16 protein-coding genes are annotated in these 15,354 nt (G+C 68.7%); 7 read left to right on the top strand and 9 right to left on the bottom strand.

Features of this window, described 5'->3' with window-relative positions:
• Positions 1–13 precede the first annotated feature (13 nt).
• Genes SRB5_RS26200 through SRB5_RS26190 form a run of 3 tightly spaced genes read left to right on the top strand, consistent with a single transcriptional unit; the run spans position 14 to position 4,030 of the window.
• The gene (locus SRB5_RS26200; protein WP_323378490.1) at positions 14–1,441 is read left to right on the top strand and encodes an FGGY family carbohydrate kinase; all 1,428 of its coding nucleotides are present in this window, start codon (positions 14–16) and stop codon (positions 1,439–1,441) included.
• On the top strand, positions 1,434–2,804 hold the full coding sequence (locus SRB5_RS26195; RefSeq protein WP_323378489.1) for an NAD(P)/FAD-dependent oxidoreductase: 1,371 nt from the start codon (positions 1,434–1,436) through the stop codon (positions 2,802–2,804). Before SRB5_RS26200 ends, SRB5_RS26195 begins: the two co-directional genes overlap by 8 nt.
• On the top strand, positions 2,801–4,030 hold the full coding sequence (locus SRB5_RS26190; RefSeq protein ID WP_323378487.1) for an NAD(P)/FAD-dependent oxidoreductase: 1,230 nt from the start codon (positions 2,801–2,803) through the stop codon (positions 4,028–4,030). The genes SRB5_RS26195 and SRB5_RS26190 overlap by 4 nt, the downstream gene beginning before the upstream one ends.
• Here the strand turns inward: SRB5_RS26190 and SRB5_RS26185 are convergent.
• Both SRB5_RS26185 and SRB5_RS26180 read right to left on the bottom strand, forming a co-directional pair.
• Positions 4,027–4,542 carry an N-acetyltransferase gene (locus tag SRB5_RS26185; protein ID WP_228390457.1) on the bottom strand — a complete coding sequence of 172 codons (516 nt, stop codon included), beginning with the start codon at positions 4,540–4,542 and terminating at the stop codon, positions 4,027–4,029. The two genes, SRB5_RS26190 and SRB5_RS26185, sit on opposite strands and share 4 nt — an antisense overlap.
• Positions 4,543–4,573: 31 nt before the next feature.
• Entirely contained in the window at positions 4,574–5,494 is a 921-nt protein-coding gene (locus tag SRB5_RS26180) for a helix-turn-helix domain-containing protein (RefSeq protein ID WP_153455899.1), read from the bottom strand.
• Positions 5,495–5,865: 371 nt separating this feature from the next.
• Here SRB5_RS26180 and SRB5_RS26175 point away from each other — a divergent pair, with 371 nt between their 5' ends.
• Together SRB5_RS26175 and SRB5_RS26170 are read left to right on the top strand one after the other, a co-directional pair.
• The gene (locus SRB5_RS26175) at positions 5,866–7,020 is read left to right on the top strand and encodes a pyridoxal phosphate-dependent aminotransferase (RefSeq protein WP_153455898.1); all 1,155 of its coding nucleotides are present in this window, start codon (positions 5,866–5,868) and stop codon (positions 7,018–7,020) included.
• Complete coding sequence (locus SRB5_RS26170; protein ID WP_194293036.1) at positions 7,017–7,946, top strand: 2-hydroxyacid dehydrogenase; 930 nt, start codon at positions 7,017–7,019, stop codon at positions 7,944–7,946. Before SRB5_RS26175 ends, SRB5_RS26170 begins: the two co-directional genes overlap by 4 nt.
• Positions 7,947–8,066: 120 nt before the next feature.
• Here SRB5_RS26170 and SRB5_RS26165 read toward each other — a convergent pair whose 3' ends face one another.
• Positions 8,067–8,396 (bottom strand): helix-turn-helix domain-containing protein, encoded by a 330-nt coding sequence (locus tag SRB5_RS26165; RefSeq protein ID WP_153455896.1) that lies wholly within the window; start codon positions 8,394–8,396, stop codon positions 8,067–8,069.
• Positions 8,397–8,513: 117 nt separating this feature from the next.
• On the opposite strand from SRB5_RS26165, the gene SRB5_RS26160 reads away from it, so the two are divergent.
• Positions 8,514–8,798: a ribosomal protein L7/L12 gene (locus SRB5_RS26160; protein WP_153455895.1), complete on the top strand. Its 285-nt coding sequence runs from the start codon at positions 8,514–8,516 to the stop codon at positions 8,796–8,798.
• A gap of 15 nt (positions 8,799–8,813) precedes the next feature.
• Here the strand turns inward: SRB5_RS26160 and SRB5_RS26155 are convergent, their stop codons facing one another.
• Complete coding sequence (locus SRB5_RS26155; protein WP_323378485.1) at positions 8,814–9,038, bottom strand: GntR family transcriptional regulator; 225 nt, start codon at positions 9,036–9,038, stop codon at positions 8,814–8,816.
• Positions 9,039–9,201: 163 nt separating this feature from the next.
• On the opposite strand from SRB5_RS26155, the gene SRB5_RS26150 reads away from it, so the two are divergent.
• Positions 9,202–9,504, top strand: coding sequence for a hypothetical protein (locus tag SRB5_RS26150; RefSeq protein ID WP_153455893.1), 303 nt, complete (start codon positions 9,202–9,204; stop codon positions 9,502–9,504).
• A 51-nt stretch (positions 9,505–9,555) separates the two neighbouring features.
• Here the strand turns inward: SRB5_RS26150 and SRB5_RS26145 are convergent, their stop codons facing one another.
• From SRB5_RS26145 to SRB5_RS26125, 5 genes are all read right to left on the bottom strand, one after another.
• Positions 9,556–10,077 (bottom strand): hypothetical protein, encoded by a 522-nt coding sequence (locus tag SRB5_RS26145; protein ID WP_153455892.1) that lies wholly within the window; start codon positions 10,075–10,077, stop codon positions 9,556–9,558.
• Between the two features lie 15 nt (positions 10,078–10,092).
• On the bottom strand, positions 10,093–11,730 hold the full coding sequence (ctaD, locus tag SRB5_RS26140; protein ID WP_323378512.1) for an aa3-type cytochrome oxidase subunit I: 1,638 nt from the start codon (positions 11,728–11,730) through the stop codon (positions 10,093–10,095).
• Between the two features lie 263 nt (positions 11,731–11,993).
• A complete protein-coding gene (locus SRB5_RS26135; protein WP_153455891.1) occupies positions 11,994–12,794 on the bottom strand; it encodes an endonuclease I family protein in 801 nt (266 codons plus the stop codon).
• A 162-nt stretch (positions 12,795–12,956) separates the two neighbouring features.
• Positions 12,957–14,213 carry a neutral zinc metallopeptidase gene (locus SRB5_RS26130; protein WP_153455890.1) on the bottom strand — a complete coding sequence of 419 codons (1,257 nt, stop codon included), beginning with the start codon at positions 14,211–14,213 and terminating at the stop codon, positions 12,957–12,959.
• A 151-nt stretch (positions 14,214–14,364) separates the two neighbouring features.
• A complete protein-coding gene (locus SRB5_RS26125; protein ID WP_323378483.1) occupies positions 14,365–14,853 on the bottom strand; it encodes a hypothetical protein in 489 nt (162 codons plus the stop codon).
• Between the last annotated feature and the right edge of the window lie 501 nt (positions 14,854–15,354).

The raw sequence follows: 15,354 nt of genomic DNA, 5'->3' as shown, positions 1-15,354 counted from the left end.
AAGAGGCCGCCGCGTGACCGTACTCGCGATCGACCAGGGCACATCCGGTACGAAGGCCCTGGTCGTCGACCCCGCCGACGGGGTTCTCGCGGTGGCCGAGGTGCCCGTGACGCCCGAGTATCTGCCGGGCGGCGGCGTCGAGCAGGATCCCGGGCAGCTGCTCGACTCCGTGCTGGAGGCGGGCCGCCGGGCCGCCGCCGAGGCCGGGCGCCCGCTGCGGGCCGTGGCGCTGGCCAACCAGGGCGAGACCGTCCTGGCCTGGGACCGCGCCACCGGTACGCCGCTGTCCCCGGCCGTCGTCTGGCAGGACAGCCGCTCGCAGCCCCTGTGCGACGAGCGCGCGCACGCCCGCGACTGGGTCGCCGCGCGTACGGGCCTGGTCCTGGACCCGTACTTCTCCGCGCCGAAGATGACCTGGCTGCGGGAGAACGTCACCCGCGAGGGCGTCGTCACCACCACCGACACCTGGCTGGTGCACCGGCTCACCGGCGAGTTCGTCACGGACGCCGCCACCGCCGGGCGGTCCCTGCTCCTGGACCTCGACAAGGTCGACTGGGACCCGGAGCTGGCCGACCTCTTCGCGCTGGACCCCGCCGGCTTCCCGCGCATCGTGGCCTGCGACGAGGTCGTCGGTACGACCACGGCGTTCGGCGCGGAGCTGCCGGTCGCCGGGCTGGTGGTGGACCAGCAGGCGGCGCTCTTCGGCGAGGGGTGCCTGACGGCGGGCACCGCCAAGTGCACGTACGGGACGGGGGCGTTCCTCCTCGCCCACACCGGCTCCACGGCGGTGCGGTCGGCCGCCGGGCTGTCGTCGTCGGTGGCCTGGCAGGCGCGGGGCGCCACCGGGTACTGCGTGGACGGCCAGGTGTACACGGCGGCCTCGGCCGTGCGCTGGCTCACCGACCTGGGGCTGATCGGCTCCGCCGCCGAACTCGACGCGGTCGCCGCCTCCGACGCCGGCGGCGTGGTGTGCGTGCCGTCCTTCGCGGGGCTGGCGGCGCCGTGGTGGCGGTCGGAGGCGACGGCGACGTTCGCCGGGCTGACGCTCGCCAGCCGGCGGGAGCATCTGGTGCTGGCCGTGCTGCAGGGGGTCGCGGCGCAGATCGCGGAGGTCGTCTCGCTGGCGGCGGCCGATCTGGGCTCGCCCCTGACCCGGCTGCGGGTGGACGGGGGGCTCACGCGCAGCCGGACGCTGATGCAGGCGCAGGCGGATCTGGCGCAGGTGCCGGTGGACGTGTATCCGTCGCCGCACGCCACGGCGCTGGGGGCGGCCGGGCTGGCGCGGCTGGCGCTGGAGCCGTCGCTTCGTGTGGAGGACGCGGTGCCGGCGTGGACACCGGGGCGGACGTACGAGCCGGTGTGGTCGCGGGACCGCGCGTCGGAGTTCCTCACGCGGTGGCGTGCGGCGGCTGCGTCCGCGCTGGAGTCCGTCCGTGACTGAGGGGCCCTCGTACGACGTCGCGGTGATCGGTGCGGGAGTCGTCGGGGCGGCGATCGCGCGGGAGCTGTCGGGGTACGACCTGCGGGTGGCGCTGCTCGACGCCCGGGACGATGTGGGCGAGGGGACGAGCAAGGCCAACACGGCGATCCTGCACACCGGTTTCGACGCGTCGCCCGGGACGCTGGAGTCGCGGCTGGTGCGGCGGGGGTACGCGCTGCTGTCGGCGTACGCGGAGACCACCGGGATCCCCGTGGAGCGGACGGGGGCGCTCCTCGTCGCGTGGACGGAGGAGGAGCTGGAAGCGCTGCCGGGGCTGCGGGAGAAGGCTGTTCGTAACGGCTACTCGCACTGTGCGCTCGTCTCCGCCGCCGAGGTGTACGAGCAGGTCCCGGCCCTGGCGGCGGGCGCGCTCGGGGGGCTGACGGTCCCGGACGAGTCGATCATCTGCTCCTGGACGACGACCCTCGCGTACGCCACGGAGGCGCTGTCCCGGGGCACCGTCCTGCTCCTCGGCCACCGGGTGTCGTCGGTCGAGCCCGGCCCCTGTACGACGACGCTGCACACGGACCGGGGCCCCGTTGTCGCCCGCTGGGTGGTCAACGCGGCGGGGCTGGGCGCGGATCTCGTGGATCGTCTCTTCGGGTTCGACCGCTTCACGGTGACCCCGCGCCGGGGCGAGCTGCTGGTGTACGACAAGTTCGCCCGCCCGCTGGCGCCGCGGATCGTGCTGCCGGTGCCGAGCTCGCGAGGCAAGGGGGTGCTGATCAGCCCGACGGTGTACGGGAACGTGATGCTGGGGCCCACGGCGGAGGATCTGTCGGACCGTACCGATACGTCGACGTCGGCTGCGGGGCTGGAGTTCCTGCTGGCCAAGGGGGCGGCGCTGATGCCCCGGCTGCTGGAGGAGGACGTGACGGCCTCGTACGCGGGGCTGCGGGCGGCGATCGACCGGTCGGACTACCTGATCTCGGCGGATGGGTCGCGGCGTTATCTGCTCGCCGGGGGGATTCGCTCTACGGGGCTGTCGGCTTCGATGGCCATCGCGTCGTACGTGTGCGAGCAGTTGATGGTCGCCGGTCTCGCGCTGGTCCCCCGGTCCGACCTGCCGTCGCCGCCGCGGATGCCGCAGATCGGGGAGGCTTTTGTGCGCCCGTATCAGTCGGACGAGCTCATCGCCTCGGATCCGGCGTACGGGCGGGTGGTCTGCTTCTGCGAGAAGGTCACCGAGGGCGAGATCCGCGATGCCCTCGCCTCTCCCGTGCCCCCGGCCGGGGTGGACGGTCTGCGGCGGCGGACTCGGGCGATGAATGGGCGGTGCCAGGGGTTTTATTGCGGGGCGAAGGTGCAGGGGATGTTGCTGTGAGCGCCACTCTTACGCCTGATGTCGTGGTCGTCGGCGCTGGTCCCGCTGGGCTGACGGCGGCGGCTCGGCTGGCTCCCCGGGTGTCGGTGCTGGTTCTGGAGCGGGAGGCTGTGGCGGGGGGTGTTCCGCGGCACTGTCATCATCCGGGGTTCGGGGTGCGTGACCTGCGGCGGTTCCTGTCGGGGCCTGCCTATGCGCGGGCGCTCGCCGCTCGGGCTGTGGCTGCGGGGGCGGAGATCCGTACGGAGGCCACGGTCACGGGGTGGGAGGGGGACACTTCCCTGACGGCGACGACGCCGCAGGGACTCCTCCGCGTCACGGCCCGCGCGGTGCTGCTGGCCACCGGGGCGCGGGAACGGCCCCGGCCGGCGCGGCTGATCCCGGGTGACCGGCCGCGGGGGGTGTACACCACGGGGCATCTGCAGAACCTGGTCCACCTCGAGGGGGGCTCCCCCGGCAGGCGGGCGGTGATCGTGGGGGCGGACCCGGTGAGCTGGTCGGCGGCGCTGACGCTGCGCTCGGCGGGGTGCCGCCCGGTCCTGCTGACGACGGAGCACGCGAAGCCCTCGTACGCCCCCCTCTCGCTCCCCCTCCGCGTCCCGGTGGCCCGCAACACCCGCATCACGCGCATCAACGGCCACGACCGCGTCACGTCGGTGGACCTGACGGACCTCACCACAGGCACCCCCCGCACCATCCCCTGCGACACGGTGATCCTCACGGCGGACTGGACCCCCGACAACGAACTGGCCCGCACCGCATCCCTCCCCCTCGCCCCCGGCAGCCGAAGCCCCCAAACGGACCCGGCCCTCCGCACCCCCCGCCGCGGCGTCTTCGCCGCGGGAAACGTCCTCCACCCGGCGGCCACGGCCTCCGTAGCGGCCCAAGACGGCACCCACGCGGCAACTCAGCTCATGCGCTGGCTGACGAACGACACCAAATGGCCGACCCCCTCGCTCCAACTCCTCCCGGACCCCCCGATCCACTGGGCGTTCCCCACCCTGATCCACCCCACCACCACACCCCCACCCGGCAACCACCTACTCCTCTGGCCGACCACCCCCATCCGCCACCTGACCCTCCGCCAGGACAACCACACCCTGACCGAACACACCCTCCGCCGCCCGGCGGTCCCCGGCGGAGTGCTGCGGGTGCCGTGGCGGCTCCTCACCGGGCTGAACCCGGAGGGCGGGCCGGTGCGCGTCGGGAGCGGGAGCACGGGCTAGCGGTTGACCAGATCCGGCTCCATCAGACGGGGCGAGTAGTCGAAGCCGTCAAACGGCCATGCCTCAGTGAGCCAGCTGCTGACCTGCTCGTAGAGAAGCTTGTCGAGGTGGGCGTAGGTCTCACTGACCCACGAGCGGACCGTCGCATGGCGGGGACGGCCTGTTGGGTTGATGTACACGCAGCCCACTACCTCCTCACCCCTGAGCACCGAGTAGGCGAACTTGCTCCTACTCCTGAACTCGCTTTGGTGTGTTTCGAGATCACTCAGGTTCTGCTTGAGGGTCATGTTGTCGATCGGCCAGTCGTAATCCTCGAAGCCTGGAGTACGCCGGATGTGATCCAAGCTGTCCTTCCAAGCCTTGAAGTCACGATCATTGTGCTCGGGACCGAGTGGGACGAGGAGGAACTCGGGACACTCGTATCTCGTAGGGACGATGAAGTCGGAAGGAACAAAAAGATCTTCTGTCATAATCAGAAATTCACCCGATTCGTCTCGATTGCCCTCCATCACAGGAGGGCATCGTACCGAAGCTCGGCGAACGTCAGATGGGTCTTGCTACAGCCCAGTCCCGGTTGAACTGACGCAAGGTCGAACTGAGATAGGTGGGTTCTATCGTAACGCCACCCTGCGCGTCGGGGCGCTCAATGCTTAGGTAGGCCCAAGTTCCGCCTGGGGAGATGTTGTCCTGATGCCTCTCCCAGAGGATCGGCTCCTGCCGCTTGATCAGCTCGACGTCCAGATCCAGCAGGCAAACCGAACTGATCAATTCCTGAGACAGCCACCGGAACTGCAGATTCTGGCGCAGCACCTCGACCGGGACACCGCTTCGGACGACAAGATCCCGGAAGCGCTCAACGGGAACAGTCCACGTCTCGCCTTCTCCGTACAGCAGGTACTGGTACGTACGGCCGATTCTGAGATTCTGAATCACTACATCGAGGAACGCGCCCGGCTCGCCCTCGTTGACGTCAGATTGGAAGAGGCGAGTCATGATCCGCATCCGGGTCACGCAGGCCTCCATGCCAATGGCCTCCGCATCAGTCACGAATCCAACGGGCCCATGCGTCTCCCCTTCCTCTCTGAGCACACGAGCCGCCTCATCAATTTTGGCATGCAACTGGCGGCTGATGCGGGTCACCAGATCGAGGTGACGGCCACTCGCGTCACTTGCTTCGATCACGGCCCTCCTGATCTGCGCCCTGACCCCGGCCGTGCCCTCGTCCGAGGCGACATGCGGACGTTCTCCGAAGACCAGGTAGTCCAGGCTCACGTTGTAGTACTGCGCGATCTGCACCAGCGTGTCGAAACTGGGTCTGATGCGACGCGTGAGGTAGTGGGAGATTGTCGCCTCGTTGACGCCTATGGCGCGCGCCAACTTCTTTCTGCCTCCGGATATCACCGGCGCCTCGAGAAGATCTCGAAGAACTGTCTCCAACACAACCTGACGCTCGCCCTGGACCATGATTGTTACCTCAGCACAGTAGGTGGGCTTCCCTCCGCGGCCATCGAGTTACCAACGATAGCGGGGGTCGCTTTCGCAGTAAAGAGGCTCCTTGCCGCCCACTCGAGCGCTTTGTATCGTGGAGGTGCTGGAAGGAGAAGCAGCATGACAAGGGGGATACTCCGGTCGTCGCGTTTACGGATGACACGGAAACAACTGGCCTTCAGAGGCCTCCTGGTAGGACTCTCCGCAACTCTGATCACCCGCCCTGATCTATGGCAATACCTCACGGCAATTCTCCTGGTGCACGATCTCCTGATGCGTGTCCACGGGTCCGAGCGAAATGCGACTGAAGACGGGACCACCCGTCAGACCAACGGCAAGGAGCTCCCATGACACGCCTTCCGAACCTCACGCAGTACGAACGGATCGGGATCGAACGCGAATTGAATCTGGCGGACGGCCACGCCCGCCAGCTGTCCGACTCCACGCAGCGTGAGATCACGGCTCTGCTACCGGCGCTCTACACGCAATGCGAGAGCGTCGGCCAGCAGAGTGTGGAGGCGCTTTTCCAGGACACGTTCTACAGGTTGGCCGGCCAACAGTCCGCACGCACCCACACCTCCACCCTGATGTGCTATTCAGCATCGCTCGCAACAGACCTCGTCGCCGCGTTCCTCGCGGCGGAGAGAATCCGGGTCGGCCTGCTGACTCCCTGCTTCGACAATTTGGCCGGGCTCCTCAGACGCCGCGGAGCAGACCTCGTCCCGGTACCCGAGGAGACTGTGGCCACCGATGCCCTGGGCAGCCTTCTCCTCGGCCCTGACGCACCCGGTGCCCTGTTCCTCACCCTCCCCAACAACCCAACCGGGTTCAGCCTCACCCCCGACGCCTTCGAACGGGTCGTCGACATATGCGCGGTCAGTGGCACGCTGTTGGTAATCGACTGGACCTTCCGGTTCTTTGCCAACCACGGCACATGGGATCAGTACGCGGTGCTGGAGCGCTCGGGTGTGCGTTACCTCTGCGTCGAGGACACAGGGAAAACCTGGCCCACGCTCGACCTCAAGTGCAGCATCCTGGCCACCAGCGCCTCACTCTTCGGCCGCGTCGAGGAACTGCACAACGACCTACTGCTGAACGTCAGCCCCTTCGTCCTGCGGCTGCTGGTGGCCTATCTCAACGACTCCCTGGAACGAGGGCTGGAGAGTTCGGTGTGCCATGTGGTGCGCCTCAACCGGGAGATGCTGCATTCGGCACTCGACGGCTCGATCCTGGTTCCGGCTTCCCGCGGAAATTCCCTGAGTGTCGAATGGCTGCGTATCACGTCACCAGCATTGACCGGCATCGACGTCGTAGCACTTCTGGCTGAACTGGGCATCGCTGTCCTGCCCGGCGATCATTTCCACTGGGACGCGCCGGACATTGGCTCCCGATTCGTACGCTTCGCTCTCGCCCGCGATCCCGAGATGTTCGCCAGAGCCTGTTCCCGGCTGCGTTCCGCCATCGACACCCATCCGCAGCTGTCCCGAAGGGTCGAGGCGTGAAGCTCATCTATCTGGACGAGCCGACGTACCTGCCGGACCAGTGGCGCCACAGATTCGCCGCACTGGGGGATTTCGAGGTCTTCTCCGACCGGCCCGACGCCGACACCGCCGTCCACCGGCTCTGCGATGCCGACCTGGCGATCGTGGAGTGGACGCGACTGACCGCCGACATGCTGGACCGGGTGACCCGGCTGCGCTACCTGACCGTAGTCACCAGCGCCTTCGACGGCATAGACCTCGACGCCGCCCGGCGCGCCGGGGTGACGGTAGCGCACTGCCCGAACTACTCCCGGCAGGCGGTCGCCGAGCACGTCTTCGCCACGCTACTCTCCCTCGTCCGCCGCATACCCGCCGCGGACCGTGCGACCCGAGACGGTGCAAGCCACCTCTACCCGCCTTTCCTCGGTCGGGAATTGCACGGCCAGACGCTGGGCCTGATCGGCACAGGCCGTATCGCAGTGATAGTGGCCTCCATGGCCAAGAGCTTCGGGATGCAGGTAATCGCCACGAACCGCAGTCAGTCGACCTCGACCGGGCTCACCCTCCTGTCCCTGGAGGACGTGCTGCACAACAGCGATGTCGTATCGCTCCACATCCCGCTCGATTCCAGCACGCGCGGCCTTCTGAACGAAGAGCGCCTCGAACTACTCCGTTCGACCGCAGTAGTGGTCAATACCTCCCGGGCAGGTCTCGTGGACCAGCACGCTCTGGTCCGGATGCTCTCCACCCGGCGACTGGCCGGCGCCGCGCTGGACGATATCTCCGATGAGGACGCGGAAACTCTACGCACACTCGACAACGTGCTCCTGACTCCCGGAATCGGCTGGTACACCGACAGGTCCCGGTCCGAGAACCTTCAGGAAATATACGACAACCTCGAAAGCTACCTGGCTGGCCGCCCGCTCAATGTCCTGACCAGACACTGAACAACCCGCGCGCGTCGTGTCCTGCGCCGGGAGGGAGCGGCATCGAAACAAGGCCACGTGACCAACTCGGAGATACAGCGAGTCCGGCCGCGTCCGCCGAGCCGTCATTCACGGATTCGTTCAGGCAACCTTCACAGCATGCGGTCCAATGCCGACAGTAACATCTACATGGCCGCCGAGGGCTGCGGCGTAAGCACGCAGGGTCTCCAGCTCCATCGAGTCGAGATCGCCGTTCTCGATCTGGGAGATCCGCGACTGAGAGACCTCGATCGCAGCGGCGACGTCAGCCTGGGTCTTGCCGACCAGTCGGCGCAGCTCCCGCAGGTGGAACCCGGCGATCTGCGCGTCCAGCTCGGCATCCGCACGCTCCCGCAGCCGCGGGTCGTGGAGCTCCGGGTGACGTCTGTGCGCCTCCGCCTTCACATCCTGCCAACGACGTGCAGGGCTCATCGGCCGTCCTCCTTCGCCTCGCAGTCCCGAACACCACTCGATCAACGAGCGTGGCCGACCACGGATGTTCCGCCGTATAGGGTCTCACCCTTCAGCGTGCGCAATAGGGTCCCCGGCATGGAATACATACTGCTCGCCGCAGTCCTCATGCTCGTCGTCATGGTCTCCCTCGCGCTGCCGTCCGGGAAGAACGCGAAGGTCGAGCAGCAGCTTGCCCGGCTGGAGCGGAAGGTTGATCTGCTGCTCGGGCATCTGGGCGTGGAGGAGCCCCAGATCCCGGGGATGGAGCGGGTCTACGAGCTGATCCGGCAGAACAAGAAGATCGCGGCCATCAAGGTGTATCGGGAGCTCACCGGGGAGGGGCTCAAGGAGTCCAAGGAAGCCGTGGAGCGGATGAGTTGAGGCTCCGGGCGGCGGTCAGCCGGCTACGAACGAGCCCATTCCCGGCGTCGTGGTGATCAGGCCCTCCTCGCGGAGGGCCGCCGTGGCCTTGCGGACCGTGATGCGGGCTACGCCGTAGTCCCGTTCCAGCTGCACCTCGGAGATCAGGGTTCGCGGCGGGTACTCGCCGCTGGCGATCTTCGCGCGCAGATCGTCCGCGATCTGCGTCCACTTGGGCTGGGTCGGGTCGAACTCAATCACCATTGGACTGTACGCATGGCTCCACAGTCGAACATAGAAGCTAGCAGTAATAGTTAGCTATAGACAGGAGCTAACAGCCGGTTTACGGTGAGGGACGCAAGACGCCCCGGCGAGGTTGTGGGACCTCCCGGGGCACGGCCGATCTGACAAGGAGCAGACCGACATGCGCCACCCTATCCACCCCCAAGGCAGCGGAGACGAACCCCGCCTCCTCCCCTGGCTCTCCCCCGAAGGCAAGCGGTGCTTCCTCATCACCGGTGAAGGCGGCGGGCTTCTCTCCCGGCTCGCGGACGTGACAGAGGCCGAACTCCTGAGCGTCGGCGCCGACATCCTCGGCGAGGCGATGGAGATCCTGGACGACCCCCTCTCCGACTACACCGAGGTCCGCTACACCGGACGACGGCTCGCCCGCTCCCTGCGCGACGTGCTGCGCGTCGCCGAGGCGCGTGGGATGCGGCTGTCCTGACCCGCGAAAAGGCTGCCTCCGGTCACGCGACCGAAGGCAGCCGAATCGCCGTCAGGCCCGGTGCTGCGCCCCCCGCGGCAGGCGCGCCGCCGCCAGCAGGAGGAACGCCGCCGTGGCCGAGGCTCCCGTCAGCAGGGCCAGGGTGATGCGCGGGGCCACGGGAGTGGACTGCGCCGCCAGCATGACCACCACCGACAGGACCAGCCCCGTCGACAGCCCCGTGACCGTCCAGGCCGCGAAGGCGCGCTGGGGCGGTCGAGCGACCGTCGGGAGGATGTCCACCCACGGCGCCCGTTCCGCGCGGGCCACCAGGGCGGCGCGCACGCGCAGGGCCGAGGCCAGCGCCAGCCCCGCCCCCGCCGCCGTCAGCGGGGCGAGCCAGGACGAGGTCAGGGCCAGCGAGACCGCGACGGCGATCAGCGTGCCCCAGGCCGTGAGGACCGCCGCCGCCGCGCAGCGGCGGGAGGCCGGGCGGTCCTCCCCTGCCCGGACCGTGGCCAGGGCGGGGACGTACCAGACGCAGCCCGCGAGGGTGGTCGCGGCGCAGCCGAGGGCGAGGACGGAGTGGTGCATCACGGTCCCTTCCGGTCAGGCCGGTTCGAGTTCGGTACGGGCGTGCTCGGGGTGGTGGAGGTCGAACGCCGGGGACTCGGAGCGGATCCGGGGCAGGGTGTGGAAGTTGTGCCGGGGCGGCGGGCAGGACGTCGCCCACTCCAGCGAACGGCCGTACCCCCACGGGTCGTCGACCTCGACCTTCTTGCCGTACTTGGCGGTCTTCCAGATGTTGTAGAAGAACGGGAGGAAGGAGAGCCCGAGGATGAACGTGCCGATCGTCGAGACCATGTTGAGCGCGGTGAAGCCGTCGGCCGCGAGGTAGTCCGCGTACCGGCGCGGCATGCCCTCCACGCCCAGCCAGTGCTGGACGAGGAACGTGGTGTGGAAGCCGACCGTCAGGGTCCAGAAGGTGATCTTCCCGAGGCGTTCGTCGAGCATCTTGCCGGTGAACTTCGGCCACCAGAAGTGGAAGCCGGCGAACATCGCGTACACGACGGTGCCGAACAGCACGTAGTGGAAGTGGGCGACGACGAAGTACGTGTCCGAGACGTGGAAGTCCAGCGGAGGCGAGGCGAGCAGGACGCCCGTCAGACCGCCGAAGAGGAACGTCATCAGGAAGCCCGTCGTCCACAGCATCGGCGTCTCGAAGGACAGGGAGCCCTTCCACATCGTGCCGATCCAGTTGAAGAACTTCACGCCCGTCGGTACGGCGATCAGCATCGTCATGAAGGCGAAGAACGGGAGCAGCACGCCGCCCGTGACGTACATGTGGTGCGCCCAGACCGTGACCGACAGGCCCGCGATGGAGATCGTCGCGCCGATCAGCCCGATGTAGCCGAACATCGGCTTGCGGGCGAACACCGGGATGATCTCGGAGACGATGCCGAAGAACGGCAGCGCCAGGATGTACACCTCCGGATGGCCGAAGAACCAGAAGAGGTGCTGCCAGAGCAGCGGACCCCCGTTCGCCGGGTCGAAGATGCTCGAGCCGAAGCGGCGGTCCATCTCCAGCGCGAACAGGGCGGCGGCCAGCACGGGGAAGACCATCAGGATCAGCACGGCCGTGAGCAGCACGTTCCAGGTGAAGATCGGCAGCCGGAACATGGTCAGGCCGGGCGCGCGCATGCACAGGATCGTGGTGATGAAGTTGACCGCGCCCAGGATGCTGCCGAAGCCGGACAGCGCCACGCCCATGATCCACAGGTCGGCGCCGAGGCCCGGCGAGTGGGTGGCGTCGGACAGCGGTACGTACAGGAACCAGCCGAAGTCCGCCGCGCCGCCGGGGGTGAGGAAGCCGAGGGCGGCGATCGTGGAGCCGAACAGGAAGAGCCAGAAGGCGAGCATGTTCAGCCGGGGGAAGGCCACGTCCGGGGCGCCGATCTGCAGCGGCATGATCCAGTTGGCGAAGCCGGTGAACAGCGGCATCGCGAACATCAGCAGCATGATGCTGCCGTGCATGGTGAACGCCTGGTTGAACTGCTCGTTGGAGAGGATCTGCAGCCCCGGCCGGGCCAGCTCGGCGCGCATCGCGAGGGCCAGCACGCCGCCGACCAGGAAGAAGACGAAGGCCGCGATGAGGTAGAGCGTCCCGATCTGCTTGTGGTCGGTGGTGGTCAGCCACTCCACCCAGACCCGTGAGGGTTTCCTCGTGCGTCCCGTCGGGACGGGCACCGCCGCCTGGTCCCTGGGCACGTCAATTGTGGCCACCGGTCTGCATCCTCCATCGCTTCAACTACGGGGGTGCCGGGAGGACGCGCGCCCAAGGGAAAGCGGCACGCCTCCCGGCCCACCGTTGATCAAACGACGGGGGCGAGGACAGTCACAGAGTCGACAGAACCCGCGCCGGAGGGCCGGTCGGCCCTGCGGAAAGGCCCCGTCCGGTCCGCCCGGGGAGGGCCGGACGGGACGGGGCCGGGTCCGGCGCCCTCAAAGGCTCACCAGATCGCCTCGACCCACTCCGGGTGGTCGATGAACGGGTTGCGGTTGTGCTGGTAGGTGTCGTAGATCACCTGGTTGCGGCGCTCCTCCCAGGCGTCCGGCGGGTCCTGCTCGTTCCACTGCTTCAGCACGGACAGCCGGCCGTGGTACGGGGCGCTGCCGTTCGACGTGCTGTCGTTGGGCTCGAGGTTCGGGAAGCCGTCGCCGCCCTCGTAGCGCACCGCCATGTAGAGGATCATGCGGGCCACGTCGCCCTTGACCGCGTCGCGCGGCTCGAAGGAGTCGGAGTCGGTGAAGCTGCCGGGGGCGCCGGTCACGGGGGAGCCGCCGTTGTCGAAGTCCTTGTTGCCGCGGATGGAGTTGACCTGGACATCCTCGGCGCGCATGTGGTGCAGGTCGGTGCCGGGGCCGGTGGCGGTGCCGAAGTCGCCGTGCGACTTCGCCCAGACGTGCTCGCGGTTCCAGTCGCCGACGTTCCCGCCGTTGAGGGACTTGGCGCGGGACTTGCCCGAGTAGATCAGGAGCACGTTGGCGCTGTTGCCCGGGTCCTGGTCGGTGACCTTCAGGGCTTCCCAGAGGGCCGCGTACGACAGCTTGCTCTGGGGGCCGATGATCGTGTGCAGCGCGGACTTGAGACCGGTGCCGGTCTTGCCGACGGCGTTCTTGTAGTACGTCGAGTCGTAGTCGTCGTTCGCCGCCGCCGGTGACGCGTTCGCGGCGAGGGCCGTCAGCACGGCGGCGGTGGCGAGGGCGAGGGCCTTCCAGCGGCGGGGGGCGGGCAACTGCGTGTCGGGCATGTGGGGTGTCCGTTCTACGCGGGTTGATTGACCGGTACGACGAGCGTGGCATGCGCATGCAAACGAAGCGGTCAACGCCGGATGACGGTCGGGTCACGGCAAGATAGCGAAAGGGGAGCCGGTCCTCACGGACCGACTCCCCTCGTACAAACGGGCGAAGACTCAGCTCACGTCGGGCGCAACCAGCGCCGGCAGCTGCGCCTCGAACAGATCGCCGAACGTCACGGCCGGCAGGATGTGCCCCTGTGCCCGCGCGTCGGCCGCCAGGTCGCCGCCCCAGGTGGACGCGGCGATGCGCTGGTTGGGCGTGCCGTGGTGGCCGGCGCTGGTGAACGAGCAGTCGCCGACCTCGTAGAAGGACTGGCTCGACCCCAGGTAGCGCTCGGCGTTGAGCGCCTCGCCGCGCGCGTGGACCAGGAAGTACGTGCCGAACGCGTCCGCCATCAGCTCCGTGCGCCGGGTGGCCTCGGGGCCGGTGAGGTCGGTGTCCTCGTAGACGCCGGTCTCGAACTGGACGTGGTGGCCGAACTCGTGGGACATGATCGCCCGCGGCGCGTACTCGTCGAGGCCGACGGCCTGCATGCCGGTGAGGATGCCGTCACCCATGACGAGGGCGTCGCCGATCCCCTGGATCATCGGGTCGGGGTCGCCCTCGGCGGTGAACGCGAAGGCGTTGAAGGTGTAGATCGGGTTGTCCAGGCCCTGCGGCAGCGGCTCCATCAGCGCCATGATGGCGACGGCGACCGGCAGGTACTCCTCGTCGGTGTAGGTGTCGCCCTGCATCCAGGCGACGGTCCGCCCGACCTTGTACGGGTCCTTCATCGTGTCGTTCTTCATCGCCATCAGGTCGATGTCGCCGGACTCGATGTCCCAGAAGTTCCGCAGGTCACGGAAGGTGTGGGTGATCTCGTTCGAGTACTGGCCGGCCGTCCCGTACGAGTACGCGGCGTCGCGGTCGCCGAAGACCAGCGCGTCGTAGCTGGGGATGTCGAGGACGCCGTACAGCAGGATCACCAGGTACTGGGTGAGGGTGAGGCCCTCGAGCAGCTGGTCGCTGTAGGCGCCGAGAGCGGTGTTGGTGCAGACGTAGTCGTTCCCGTCGATCGCCGATTCGGCGGCCGCGTCGCGCAGCTCGGTCCACTCGGTGCCGATCGTGCCGGCGAGCTTGTCGGCGGCGGCGGTGTGCGGCTTGTAGTGGGCGATCAGGGTGTCGATCGCCTCCTGCGTACGCGGGTCGTCGGACCGGAGCAGCGACGGGTCGATGCCCGCCAGGTCACCGGCCTTGGCGGCGGCGACGGACGACTGGATCACGGCGGCGTCGGGTGCGGAGTCGGCGGCCTGGGCCGGGGCGGCGGAAAGGCCCAGGGCCGTCATCGCGCAGACGGTCAGCGCGCTCAGGAACGTCAGGGGTCTCTTCAACGTCTCTCCTCGATGAAGAACGGCCAACGGATCGCTGGTTACGGGCCGTTGACCGGCTGTACGACGCGGATTGATCTTGGCGTCGCGCGCCAATTCTGCCCACTGCGGGCCGAATGTAGATGTATCGAGAAGGTATCGGAACGGCAAAGGATCAGACGCCGGAGAGCCGGGCGGCACCCGGCGGCCACACCACGTCCACCTCGATGCCCAGCCCGCGCGCGTAGGCGACCAGATGCGCGGTGGCGTCGCGGGCCGTCGACCGCGAGCCGTCCCAGACGGCCAGCAACCGGCGGCAGGCGCCCACCAGTTGCTCGTCGGCGGTGATGTCGGGGACCGTCAGGGTGGGGTCGTACTCGATGAGCCGCACCTGGTCGGCGAGGAGCAGCGTCTCTCCCGCCGCGCCCGCGTCCCCGCTGCCGGGGGGCAGTGCGGGCAGCCGGTCGTACGCGGGCACCAGGGCGATGAGCCGCAACCCGGCGGCGCGCGCCGCCCGGCCGAAGGCGACCGACAGCCGGGAGCCGACCCGGGCCACGCCGTCGGTGGCCCGGGGGGTGAGGCCCTCCAGCCGGGTCCGGAGTTCGCCCTCCAGCAGCCGCAGCGACGGCGGGGTGAGATCCGCGTGTCCCACGATTCCGATCACGTGACCTACCTGTTCGGTGGGGTGTCCGTCCGCGTCACCCCGGCACCGGATCCCCACTCGGGGTGACCGGCGCGGACACCGTGACGCGATCCCGAGTGAAGCCGCGGGACATGGCGCGGCGACAGGGCCGGACGGCCGGGTCCCCGTGCCGACCGGCCCTGTCCGGCCCCCGTCACAAGGGCCGAGCGGTCCCCCAGGTGGGGTCGGTCGGTGGCCGGGACCGAGGGGTACGACCCTGCATGCTGGGCGGTGATCGAACCGCCGCCGGCCGCCGCCGGTGGCCGTACCCCGTGCCTGACCGGCGGCCACTCCCCCGTCACGGCCGCCGAACGGGGACGGCGTGCGGGGGCGTGTGCCGCGCGGTCCGATCGTCGCGTCCGGCCGCCCACCCCGGCCGGACGCCACAACCGTCCCGGTCCGGCGGGAGCCGGGCACACCGGCCCGGCCCGCTGGAGGGTGGGTGGGCGGCCCGCCGGCGGCGATCGGTGCGGTCGTCATCAA

The sequence above is a fragment of the Streptomyces smaragdinus genome (assembly GCF_009604385.1).
Classification (GTDB): Bacteria; Actinomycetota; Actinomycetes; order Streptomycetales; family Streptomycetaceae; genus Streptomyces; species Streptomyces smaragdinus.
This window is presented reverse-complemented; position numbering and strand designations above follow the sequence as displayed.